8 protein-coding genes are annotated in these 12,447 nt (G+C 46.2%); 2 read left to right on the forward strand and 6 right to left on the reverse strand.

The window, feature by feature from the left end; translation table 11 throughout:
- Window positions 1-211 precede the first annotated feature (211 nt).
- The 5 genes from strainIA91_RS11375 to strainIA91_RS11395 form a co-directional block, all read right to left on the reverse strand.
- Window positions 212-3,040 carry a M16 family metallopeptidase gene (locus strainIA91_RS11375; RefSeq protein ID WP_400166900.1) on the reverse strand — a complete coding sequence of 943 codons (2,829 nt, stop codon included), beginning with the start codon at window positions 3,038-3,040 and terminating at the stop codon, window positions 212-214.
- An 88-nt stretch (window positions 3,041-3,128) separates the two neighbouring features.
- Window positions 3,129-5,375 (reverse strand): HEAT repeat domain-containing protein, encoded by a 2,247-nt coding sequence (locus strainIA91_RS11380; RefSeq protein ID WP_400166902.1) that lies wholly within the window; start codon window positions 5,373-5,375, stop codon window positions 3,129-3,131.
- A gap of 16 nt (window positions 5,376-5,391) precedes the next feature.
- Window positions 5,392-6,888, reverse strand: a complete 1,497-nt coding sequence (locus tag strainIA91_RS11385; RefSeq protein WP_400166904.1) for a DUF6850 family outer membrane beta-barrel protein — start codon at window positions 6,886-6,888, stop codon at window positions 5,392-5,394.
- On the reverse strand, window positions 6,885-8,036 hold the full coding sequence (locus tag strainIA91_RS11390) for a DUF4876 domain-containing protein (RefSeq protein ID WP_400166906.1): 1,152 nt from the start codon (window positions 8,034-8,036) through the stop codon (window positions 6,885-6,887). The genes strainIA91_RS11385 and strainIA91_RS11390 overlap by 4 nt, the downstream gene beginning before the upstream one ends.
- The gene (locus strainIA91_RS11395) at window positions 8,033-10,708 is read right to left on the reverse strand and encodes a TonB-dependent receptor domain-containing protein (protein WP_400166909.1); all 2,676 of its coding nucleotides are present in this window, start codon (window positions 10,706-10,708) and stop codon (window positions 8,033-8,035) included. The genes strainIA91_RS11390 and strainIA91_RS11395 overlap by 4 nt, the downstream gene beginning before the upstream one ends.
- Before the next feature lie 676 nt (window positions 10,709-11,384).
- Here strainIA91_RS11395 and strainIA91_RS11400 point away from each other — a divergent pair.
- Window positions 11,385-11,999, forward strand: a complete 615-nt coding sequence (locus tag strainIA91_RS11400; RefSeq protein WP_400166911.1) for a type IV toxin-antitoxin system AbiEi family antitoxin domain-containing protein — start codon at window positions 11,385-11,387, stop codon at window positions 11,997-11,999.
- Entirely contained in the window at window positions 11,996-12,184 is a 189-nt protein-coding gene (locus strainIA91_RS11405; protein WP_400166913.1) for a hypothetical protein, read from the forward strand. The genes strainIA91_RS11400 and strainIA91_RS11405 overlap by 4 nt, the downstream gene beginning before the upstream one ends.
- On the opposite strand, the gene strainIA91_RS11410 is transcribed toward strainIA91_RS11405, so the two are convergent.
- Window positions 12,175-12,447: a type II toxin-antitoxin system RelE/ParE family toxin gene (locus strainIA91_RS11410; protein WP_400166915.1), complete on the reverse strand. Its 273-nt coding sequence runs from the start codon at window positions 12,445-12,447 to the stop codon at window positions 12,175-12,177. The genes strainIA91_RS11405 and strainIA91_RS11410 overlap by 10 nt on opposite strands.

The raw sequence follows: 12,447 nt of genomic DNA on the forward strand, positions 1-12,447 counted from the left end.
ACAAAACAACAAATTATTTGCAAAATTTTTATACTTTGTAAAGATAAAACCCAAATATAGACGCATATAGTAAAAAAGTTGTGTTTTAAAAATATACAAATTGTGTATAAATATGCACTATAGTTCAAATGATTTTATCTTTTGGATATAGCCACCGGTAAACCGGGAGTGGTTTTCCCGGATACCGGTGGTTGTGATATCACATCAGAATTTATTTTTGTGGATACAGAACCACCTGGATATACTCATCTGTGTCGAGATACGTTCGGGCTTTTTCAACCACAATATCTTTGGACAGGTTTTGAATATAGTCATCAACGGCCAGGAGTATTTCAGGGCTATCACCATAAAAGTAGATGTTTTTCAGTTCATTCAGCCAGTATCTGTTCTGTTTCAGATTGTTTTCCCGCTGACGGACGGCGATTTCCCGAACCTTTTCAACAGCCACAGGATCCAGTTCCCCTGCTTTGATCCGTTCCAGTTCATCAACCAGTTTATCTGTCAACTCTTCAACCCGGGCCGGTTCACAGGTAAAATAGAACTGCACAGAGGTTTCTTCCACGGGAAGCCGTGAAATGTTACCCCGGACAGACACGCCGTAGGTCCCGCTGCTTTCTTCACGGATAACCTCCCTTAACCGCGCCTTCACCACATCTTTCATCGCTGTGATATAAAACTCCTCGGCGGGAGAATATTCAAAAGGACTATGAAGTAACATAAAATTAATACTTTTATCTTCCTCTCCCCGATAAATTTCTTTTTTAAGAGGGCCTTCGGCAAATCGAACCCCTTCATCCCGCCAGTTTTCCTCGCGGTTCAGGGCTGGAAGGGTGGCAAGATATTGTTCTACAAGAGGACGTATCTCATCGAGGGTAAAACTCCCGACAAACACAAAGGTGAAATCGCCGGCATCTGCATACCGGTCTTTATAGAAATCCACAGCGGTCTTCATATCCATCTTGTCCAGATCTTCCAGGGACATCGGTTCCCGGCGGGGATGATGGTCATACATAATTGCCATCACACTGTCATAATAAACAGATTCCGGGTCTGCAGCAGCATTATAAAGCCGTGCCCTGTACTGTTCAACAAGGGTATTAAAGGCACTGCTGTCCGCACGGGGCTGGACAAAATAGGAATAGATCATTTCGAAAAGGGTCTTTGAATCTGAAACCGTGCTGTTACCACGCATCCCTTCCGAGAGAATGGCAATATAGGGATTTACTTTTACATTCTTCCCGGCCAGTTTCTTCTGAAGGTCCGTGGCATTGTAAGCACCCAATCCGCTTTGCTGTATAAGTTGTGCCCCGATTTTGGCGCTGACCAGGTCTTCCGTAGGCGCCAGGCTCCATCCTCCGGGACTTACAGCCGCAAATTCAATTTCATCGGCCTTGAAATCCGTGGGTTTGAGTACCACTTTTGCCCCGTTTGAAAGGGTCCATTCTGTGACACCCACCGAAGGATACTCTTTTTCCCCGACAATTTCTCCAGGTTCCGGCAGTTCTGCAATCAAGGGCTCCGTTAAAACAGTTTCTATATAAGGTTCGATCTGACTGGCAGCCACTTTTTCAAAAATAGTATTTATCTCCTCTTTTGTGGGGATAGGCAAGCCTTCTTTTTCCGGCATTTCCACCAGGACAATGCGGTTTTCATCTGTCATCAGACCTTCAGATACGGCCATGACTTCCTCCAGACCGATGCCGGGAATTTCCTGCTGAGCCAGTTTATATTCCCATTCAATTCCAGGAATACTTTCACCACTGAGGAAATTCCGGATATACTCAGAAGCAATGGCTTCTGAATCCCGGTTTTCCCGCTCTGTATAACTGCGTTTATAGCCCGTTAACAGTTGTTTTTTTGCCCGTTCCAGCTCTGATTCAAGAAATCCATGCCGCCGGGCCCGCTCCGCCTCGGTCAGAATGGTTTCGATACTTTCCAGGAGCCGCCCGGGTTTGGCGATCACATTCAGACCGAAAACGTCCACGGTTCGCACAAAACTTCCCTTGCCGCTACTGGCCCGGACAAAAGGTGCACCGGGCTCCCGGTTGATTTCAGCCAGCCGGGCATTCAGCATGCGGAAATAGAGGTTCTCAATCAGCGTCTGCCTGTAATCGGCCGCTGTTTCATTCACGATGGGTTTTTTCTTATAATAGATGCTGGCCCGCTCTACCGTGGCCTCTTTATCCGTACAAATGGAATACAGCGGCTCTTGATTCTCCGGGACCTGAAACAGTTCCCTCTCCCGGGGATTATCCGGTCCTTTAAAAGGTTCAAATGTATCCCGGAGCCATGTCAGCATTGAATCTGCTTCAAAATCTCCCACGGCTACCACAGCCATAAGATCCGGCCGGTACCACTCATGGTAATAGCGCTTGATTTCCGAATGGGGGGCTTTGCGGATGACGAGTGTATCACCAATGGTCAGCCGGTCTGCATATTTGGATCCCTTGAACAAAACCTTGATATGCTCATCAAACATCCGTGACCTGGCAGATCGCCCGGAGCGGAATTCTTCAATGACCACGCCCTTTTCTTTTTCCACTTCAAGGGAATCAAATGAAAGTTTGTAAGCCCAGTTTTCAAGGATATTAACACCCATTTTCAACAGGTGCAGGGAATCCGTGGGAACCTCCAGGATATACACGGTTTCATCAAAACTGGTATAGGCATTCAGATCATACCCAAAGCGGATACCAATGCGTTCCAGGGTGTCGATCAGGGAGTTGTGGGGATAATCGGCCATCCCGTTGAAATGGAGATGTTCCAGTAAATGGGCAAATCCTTTCTGGGAATCATCCTCAAGGATTGCCCCGGCATTTACCACCAGGCGCAATTCCGCCCTGTTTTCCGGCTCTTCATGCTCCCGGATATAGTATGTCATACCATTATCCAGGGTCCCCTTTAAGATTTTTGAATCAACAGGGATGGGAGCATCCAGGGGAATCTGCTCCGGATCTTTAACAGCGGATTTATCGGCACAGGAAACCAGGAGTCCTGCAGTGATAAGTATGAGTATCCATGCAATGTGTTTGTGCTTCATCTTTTTCCTCATTTTAATACTTAGACCCATGATGTCCAATCCGTTTCAATATCCTGAAGGTATACTCCGGACAGGATGAAGGGTTCCCTCAGGGTGTGATGGGATTATTGGCACCTTCTTTCAGACGGTTGTAGCTTTTCAGGGCTTCTTTCCGGACGACTTCCGGTGTTTGGGGATCTGTAGCTAATTTTAACAGGGCCTCTTCTGTTTCGGCAGGAGCCTCCGGATTCAGATGGTACCATCCCAGGGCTTCCAGGGCGACAGTCCGGATATAGTCACTTTCTTCAAATGAGGCGCCAAATTTCAGTAATACGGGAATTGCCTCGGGAAACTGGTAGTTCCTGAAAATCCGGAGTTGTCCGTTTTTCTGTTTATCAGTCAGTGTTGTATCCTCAAGGGATTTCAGCAAATCGTCATATAGACGGCGATTGGAGCTGCGATCCAGACTTTGAAGTGTTTCGTTGATACGTGTCAGTTCGTGGTCGGTTTTCATCTCATCACGATAGATGTAACAGCTATCTTCTTCATCTGCCAGGATAATTTCCAGAGCTCCCCGGGCGGCAAAGCGGACCCGTTTGGACACATCAGATTCCACAGCCCCGGCCAGAACCGGCAGATAACGCTCCTGTCCCGTAGCACTCATCATGTTCATGGAAATACGGCGGATCAGCTCGGACGGATCCTGTGCCGCTTTTTCCAGAAGATCATAAAACTCAGGCGTACGGAGGATGGCCAGGCATTTCAACGCCTGAAGGCGGACATTTTCCGAGGGATCATCCAAAAAGGTCTGCACCAGAAAGCTGTTCCCTTCTGTTCCTTCCAGTTCAAAGACTTTCCGGACCGCTAATCCACGGAGTGTCAAGTCTTCAGACTCAAGTTGTTGTTCCCAGAATTCTGCATCGTTTTTGTGTTGGTTCAAAATCCCGTCCCACCACGCAGTCTCCCGGTCTTGATTGGAAAAATGAAAGGTGGGATCCCCGATCACATGGTTTTCAAGATAGGTGTTGAACTGATGCCACTGACCCACACGGGCTCCCCGGGGGATTATGCCGATCAGTTCGTTTGGCCAGATATCCTGTTTCACATTCACTGTATTGGCCACACCCACAAGTGTTGCACCCTCTTCCATGATGTAGGTCCCCGAAATGTAGTTTTCCATGAAAAACTGCCCGTTATAACACTCATCAAAAATGACCATCCGTGCCATGGGATCGGTTTCTTCAATATCGGTGCTGTAAATATCCATGGCTGCATAATACAGGGAATCCTGCCGGATGGATTCGGGATCGTAGAGTCCTTCAAACCATTCGTCTTTTACGTGATACTTGTCCTGATAGTACTTCCGGGTTTCTTCAGCCTTTTCTTCGCCGTAGCGTTCCCGGGCCGTGCGGATTTTGCTCCTAAAATGGCGTTGAATATACTCCGCGGCCATGGGTGGACTTTGGGGTGTTTCAAGTCCAAGAAGGTATTGTGTATCATATCCTCCATGGCAGTGAAAAACCGCCAGATCCAGGTCGGGATGCTGCAATTCATCCAGAAGAATGGCTTTCAAGTCCTGGCTCATGGTATGATAATAATTTTTCAAATAGGCTCCGGGAAGGTAGAGTTGAGGAAACTGTTCTTTCAGCATATAGAGCTGATCTTCCCAGGCACTGAGGGATTCACTGTGGTATCCGTGTCCCGCAAAGGTGATGGCGTGGTCCAGTGCGTTGCTTTCATATTTCGCATCTGCCGCCTTTTTCAGATAAGCGGCGATATCCTCATATTTTTCATCGGAAAGACGGGGAGAGATAATACGGCCACTGTAAATATCCTTATCAATCCGTTGGGGAGAATCTGCCCGCAGGGAGTAATAAAAAAGGCGGGAATCACTGGTATCCTGGCTGATAAAGTCAAAGCGCAGGTCCGGATCGTCGTAAAAACGGTCCGAGGCAATGGACGAGCGCTGCATGTCTTTAAACCGCACCGGATCCATTTTAAAAGCAGAGGTAAGGTGCTGGGCATCCCGGATCATGGGAATGGGGATATCGCCGATAAAAACAGCTCCTTCCGTTGCCGGATCTTGTCTAATCATGGCAACGATACTGTCTTTGATTTCACCGGGGTTTTCCCAGGACTTGCTGAAAAGTGTAGGTTTCATCCCGTCATACCGGAGGGCTTCCAGATAGGCTGTCAATTCCTCGCGGACATGTTCATGGGTTTTATCATCGATGAACACCAGAATACCCGGTTTTTCGCCGGTTTCAGGTGTCAGCTTGTCACTTTTTACCGTTGTGTGAGAGCATCCGGATATCAGGATGGTCAGCAACACAAGGGCTGTGGTTATACGCTTCATAAAGCAGATTCTCCTTTTATTCATGCTTCGGAATGAGTGTCATTTTCACAAAAAATTGATCCCGCCGGGCATGGGTGGTATGATGATCATCCAAATCCGCCAGCCAGGCATAGGAAACATCCAGGCGGACAGAAAAACGGGGCAGAATATTGGTTTCAACGGATGAGCCGGCGTTCAAAAGTGTGTTCCCGGCCGTCATGGCCCAGGCTTCATCCTCCAGAAATGCCGGGGGTATACTGTAAAACTTCTGTTCCAACCGGGATTCACCTGAAATTTCCTTCAGGGCTGCCACATAAAAACGGGATACTAATCCGGATGCCGGATCTTTTTGCACCTGGAGTTTCGGTCCCATCATAAGTTGTTTGCCGTAGAGGCCTCTTCCATGAAATGAATCTTCACGCCATGTTTCAAAACCTTCAAGGTATATACCAGCAGTGAGAAATGATGTATACCCCAGGGTTATTCCTGCGAAGGCAGTTACTTCCGTCAGGTTTCCTTCATATAGTGTCAGGGGAAAATCGGGATGTGTGGCTTCAGACATCACGGTGTGTCCTTCTGCAGACAACACCGGGGAGATGAAAGAGCTCTGTTGCATTTGAACAGCCAGTTCCCAGTTGATTCGCCGGGTTGTCCAGGAACCCTGGGGAATGGCATCGGTCCCTTCGTCTTCGGCCTCACCCCGGCTCCATTCCGCCGATACTTCTCCTTTCAGGGATGATCCTGCCGGAAGTGTGGTTTTCATACCGGCAGACAGGGAAAATCCCTGACGCGTCTGCAACCGTTCATAACTGGTTTGCCCCCGGTAAAAAACAGGTTGGCTGAAGCCCCGGTACAGCATAAAAACCGGTGTGAGATTCTGTTCAAGGCTGTATTTTACGGTTTCAATCTCTTCCTTGAATTCAAATAAAGAGGTGGAAAGGCTCAGGGCCTGCTTTTCGGAATGATAGTACAGTCCGGATATCAGTTCATACCCGTTTCGTTTAACACCCGGTTTGGGAAAATTCTGCTTGATCTGTTCATCCACCAGATATGTCAGTCCCAGTCCTCCGGAGAATGATTCAGACAGGGGCTTTTGTATGTCCAGGGTCCATTGAATGCCGCTCATGTGCCAGTCCCCGGTGGTGGAATCGGCCAGATAGACCGGAATGCCTGTATTGAGGGTGCTGTTGTGACGAAAAAGCCGGTCATATTCCCGGTTTTCCCGGTAAGAGAAGGTTCCGGAAAAGCGTGTTTTATCTTTCAGTGTTTTATATCCTGCCGCCGTTATTGTGTGGAAAATCGCCGCATCGGATTCAAAGGGGTGATGAATGGAACCGGATATATTCGTGAGCCCATAACGGTACCATGAGCCGTTCGGATCCGGTGTCACAAGGGATGCCGGGTTGTTAAATTCCCTGCTTGTGGCATGCACAACAGGGGATCCTTTAAAATATTCCACAGGGGAAGTGCCGGAGAGTCCCGTTGTCAGACCCATAAAGAGGCATAAAACCATCCACATCCCTCGTCTCATCATTGGGGCACCTCCCCGGGCGTGAGCTCCTGGCTGGTGATGAAATCAAAACTGCTGTTGTTGCTGTCTTTCAGGATGACCCGTCCATCCACGGCCACCGTATCCACAATCCGGGAAACAGACTGGGTTGTATAGGCCGGCATCCCTCCTGCAAGTCCGGCATCGATGGCAGCACTCAACCGCTTTTTATCCATCAGGGACGTGTTTTCCCGATAATCTACCCCGTCAATCACACTGGTCACGGGAATCAATAAGCGTTCAAAATTATCATAACCGTGTTTATAGGGGTCTTTTACTTTTACAAGAAGAATCGCATCATTAAAAACCGAATAGAGAAAATCAATACCATACTTGTGATGAATCTGGATCATATCCACGGCATCGGTGTTGTTCACATCCCCCTGGTCTTTCACATAGTATTCAAAATCCGCGTCTGTAAGATCGATGGAACTCTTGTTGTATTGGGCGTGATTAATGGCATCCTGGGCAATGACCACCGCCTCGCCGGGCTCCAGGGGATAATCGGTCCCGGTTCCGGGAAACATGTAGGCGTGGATGGCATGAAGGTACGAATCCTCGGCAAAACCATAGTCTGTATCACAAATGATGAGGCTGTCCAGATACTGGGTTGTTTCTGAGTTGTTATAGATTTCCAGGAACTGATCATGAAAATAATTGGGGATAGGATCGGGTTTTGAGCCGCTGTAATAAATTTCTGAAATCACCAGGCTTCCGGAACGGGACCGGGAAAGGGGAACGGTTACCGTAAGGGTTTCTCCGGGTTCGGCAAAAAGAATCACGTTGGATGAATCCCCGTTCAGGGTCCACATTTCGTTCCGGTTCAGGACTTCCCAGATCTCTTCTGTTTTCAGTGGGCGGGAAACAGAGATGCTGTACCGGTCCGGAAGGACGGCACTAAAAGAGGCCGTTCCCAACGAATCAGTAACGGTTGTGAGCTTATTTCCGTCAGTCAGCGAGAGGAGGGTTACGGTGGCTCCTTCCGTGCTGTTAAAGGATCCGGTGCTGAAAACCGTTGTATCCTGCAACTGGATTTTCAGGTTAAAATGGGCGGAATTCGGGGCTTCGGGGACATCCACACATGCCCAGGTAAAAAGGAAAAGTATGCTGAGTAACAATGTATACTGCTTCATTCTTTGCTCTCCCGGAGTGTGAAGAGAGGATTCATCTGGACACTCAGTTCAAGGCCAAAGTAAAGGTCCGGATTTTGTTTCAGGTAGGATTCCACAGGTGTCCGTTTCCGCCGGTAAAGGGGGTGGGAATTAAAAAAATTATTCACAAAAAAGCTAAGCCGGGCATTGTCGCCAAGTCCTTTTGTCGCCCTGAAGTTAAAAACCCAAATGTTTTGCACGCTTTCCGTTCTGAAATTATAGGCAGGTTGTGACCGGACAAAGGCAGATCCTTCCTCTTCCGTGAGGAGTACTCTGTTGCCGCCGGGAGTCAGGTACCCCACCGCCAGGGAATCCTCCAGGCCCAGGAAACGGTTCCGGTCAAAGACCACCTGCTGTGCAGAAAGCGTCGCCCAGGCTCCCAGATCCTTGAGCCTGAAATCCAGGATGTAATTAATCAGAAATTTGTCCGCTTCCATGGTGATGGGTTTCCAGTAAGGCTTAATCCGTTCATCCAGGCCGGGGTCATAGCGGTAGGTGGTGGCATAATCATACGCATTTTCTTTTTCACTGGTCGTATAGATATAGGATCCTTCCAGTCGGAACTGCATGTTCAAAGGAGTCAGGGGCCTGGATTGGATACTGGCTTCAATTCCCCGGGAATAGGTTGTCAGACTGTTTTCCCACACAGAATACGTTGTAAAAACAGAGTCTGTGACCGTCATGTCAGGATCATCCCGGTCATATTTGTATTCAAATATGGGGCGGCTCAGGGTTGTGGCAAAGCCATGGTCTGTCACATTGCTGAAAGCCGTCAGGGAAAGTCCAAAATTTCCGATTTTCTGGTCTATACTGGCTTCTATCTTATTTTGCACAGACGCTTTCAGGTCCGGATTTTCCAGGCTGTAGATATAGGTGGATACGATAACCCGGTTGTTTAGGATATCATTGATATCGTCTACATCAAAGTAGATGGGGTTGGGATATAGCATGCCGAGGGATGGACTTTTGGACGTTCGCCCATAGCCGATCCGGAAGCGGGTATCCTGAAAGGGGGAGAGCATGAGATTTATTCTTGGATTCAGCCCGGATCCGTGATGGGTCCCGGCAAAATGATCTTTGCCGTACATATCGTAACGAATGCCCAGATTCAATTGATAATCCATAAGAAGCCGGCCTTCGATCTTATCCTCGGCATAAAAGCTGGTTGTGGATAAACCCGGGATATCGTCATAAGGCCGTGGGCGTTCCCGTTTATTGCTGCTGACGGTCGGCGGTTCCAGGGGATCATAGATCCGCCCTTCTCCGTCATTAAATTCAAGGCGCCAGGTGATACCCGCAAGAAAAGTGTGGGTTGTTTTATTGAGGATGAGTTCCTGGTGATAATTTAAATCCTGATATATGTTCCAGGCACGGCCTTTTACAGAGAGTTCCGAGATATAATTCTGGATATAAATTCCCTCTTGCCACCCTTCGGTCATTCTGTCCGAAACATAGGTATGGTCTGTACTGATGAGCTGTTTCCGGTATGAATTCTGACGGGTCATGTTGACTGAAAAATTGTAATCCAATTTTTGGGATGTGGAGAGCAGATAAGTACTTTGATTACTGAAGCGCAGCGTATAATCCCGGTTATATTTCACCGTTTGGTACAGATCGTCCGGGCGAAGACCCCTTTCATCAAAGGAGCGCGTATAATAGAGCCTGTTTTTCAGTGTGAGGATATTATCCAAAAGGACGGAAGTCATGCTGATCTGTCCCGCCAGGCGCGAATAATTTTCTTCGGGAATACGGATATTGCGCACACTGTGGGCATAATTGGCATTATAATCGAATTGCTGCCCGAAAAGAGAAAAACCACCCCCCAGATTTGCTTCCTGGTTATTGAAATTGTATTTGATTTTCAGGCTGTGTTTCCGAAGGCCGGTTTTTGTTTTGACATTCACAATGCCGGAGGTAAGGTCACCGTATTTCACAGAGGGGATCCCGCGGATGACTTCCACCTCTTCCAGGTTATCGGCGGGAATTTGTCTCATATCCAGACCGGAGTTGGCAGTTGCCAGTACATCTCCGCTGCTTGTGGTTGTTTTGGTATCCAGCTGTAAATTGGCATTGTTGGACAGTGGAATATTATCAATAATAATTTGGGTACCGAAGAGTTCATTCGATTCCGCATCGCTGTCTGTCACATTATTCCGGATGGAAACCTGTTTTTTTTCTGCCATTCCGGGATTTTCAAAACGCTGTCCCGGGACCAGCAGCATCACATCCCCCAGACTGGAAGCCTGCAGGTGTTCAATTTCGCCGCTGTTGATCCGTGTGCTGGTTTCCACGGCATCCGGAATCAACTCCCTTTCCGCCAGGACCACCACATCGCCGATTTTGAAATAATCCAGCGTCATCCGGACCGTGATATTTCTGGAATCTCCCGGAGGAACGGTGACTGTATCGGAGTACGTTTTATACCCCATATAAGACACGGTAAAAGGGACCTCCCCTGCTTCCAGGCGGATGCTGAAATAGCCGCTTTCATCCGTACTGCATCCTGTTTGCTGACGGGGGATGATAACATTGGCAGCCTGAAGGGGGTTCCCCTTTTCATCGAGAATCCTTCCACGGAGCAGGCCGGTCTCGGCGCCTGTTAACAGAGATGCCAGACAAAAAGTTGTAAGTATGATTTTACAGGAGACTCTCATTATTTCCCGGAGACAGCCTTTCTTTATGGGCGGCGATCCGCTATGTATATAGAGGTTATCAAACAAACAATTTTCGGCATCCATCATACCGAAAGTCTTAAAATTTACAGCATAAGATAACAGTTATAAAGCAAAACTGTGATTTTTTTGAATTATTTTATGGTAAACCAGCCACAAACCGACAATCATTTTCTGTTTATATAAAACTACCTTTCTTATTTGTATCCAATATATTAATAATGCCATATGCTTAATTTGTTCATGTCCGGGGATTTAAACGAACAACTTCAATTTATTAAATAGTTTTTCATGTGTTGAAGTCAGGGTGCTCGATAAAAAAATTTAATGAATATCAGGCACAAATCATTATTCCGCTTAACCTGTGCATTTTGTCCGAATTGAAATCGGAATTAGTGTCCGAAATGGATCGGAATAGTGTCCGAATTGAAATCGGAACAATCAGGTTTTTCTAAATCATGTGATTTTCTCGTGAGGCAACATGCGGGGAATAATAGTTGACGTTTACCTATATAACTTAAAAAAATTTACAAGCCTTTTTAGAGAAAGAAAATGATACGACCAAGGAAAAATGGATACACTCTTTTCTAAAATGTGCTCATGAATCAAGCAATTAAATGGTTCATATTTTCTGTAAATGTATTATATTAACAGTAAAATGGAACCGTTCATTATGAACAACATTATCAAATATTTTCTTGATCACAGTGGATATGCCCGTATGCAGGATCTCAAAGAGGCTTCTTTTCATACGCGCGATATTGCGAAACTACTCAAAGAAGGTAAGATAGAAAAAATCAAACCTGGCTATTACCGGCTGACAGACATGAATCATCCGGATCATATTCCACAAAGTTTTATTGATATAGCCCATCTGATACCCAAAGGAGTGATTTGTCTTCTGTCAGCACTTGAATACTACAACCTGACAACTTTTAATCCACCTGAAGTCTATGTGGCAATTCCTCAGTCGGAAAAATTTCCGAAAATGAAATATCCCCCTATTAGAGGATATTATTTTCCGAAGCGGTTTTATTCCGAAGGGATTGAGTATATCGAATCAAACAATATCAAGATCAAAATTTACTCGGCAGAAAAGTCCATAGCCGATATGTTTCGCTACAGAAAAAAACTGGGAGAAGATATAGCGATTGAAGCCCTGAAGACATACCTTGCCCGGAAAGGGGCCAATATTAACCGTCTTTATGAATATGCTGAAACATGTCAGGTCAAAACAGTGATGAATCCATATATAAAGGCGATTGTCGGATGAAAAATAAAGATCACAGCGTTAAAAATATCCCGGCTTCTGTCAGGGCACGGCTATTAAATATTGCAAAACAAATTTATGGCAGTAAAGCGAAAATGCTGATGAATTTTATTTTTTTAAAAGGGGATAGTATTGGCGCCGATAAAATAGATTCGATACAAATCCTTCAAAGTAGCATTCAAAGATAATTCTTCAAATCTCTATAATAATTCTCGTGAAAACCCAGCATTATAAATTCTATATTTTCATGATTTAAACGATAGGCAAGTAAAAATTGATTTGTCTTAATTTTGAATTTATAAACGAATATTCCCTTTAAATCACCTTTCTTTTCCTGTCCAATTTCGGGATGATCGATAATTTTTCGGATTTCAGAATCTAATATGGCTTTTTCAGATTTTGATAATTTCTTAACCTTTTTTGCAAAGAGTCTGGACTGTAAAATTTTCAT

This window comes from Candidatus Neomarinimicrobiota bacterium (assembly GCA_041154365.1).
Classification (GTDB): domain Bacteria; phylum Fidelibacterota; class Fidelibacteria; order Fidelibacterales; family Fidelibacteraceae; genus Fidelibacter; species Fidelibacter multiformis.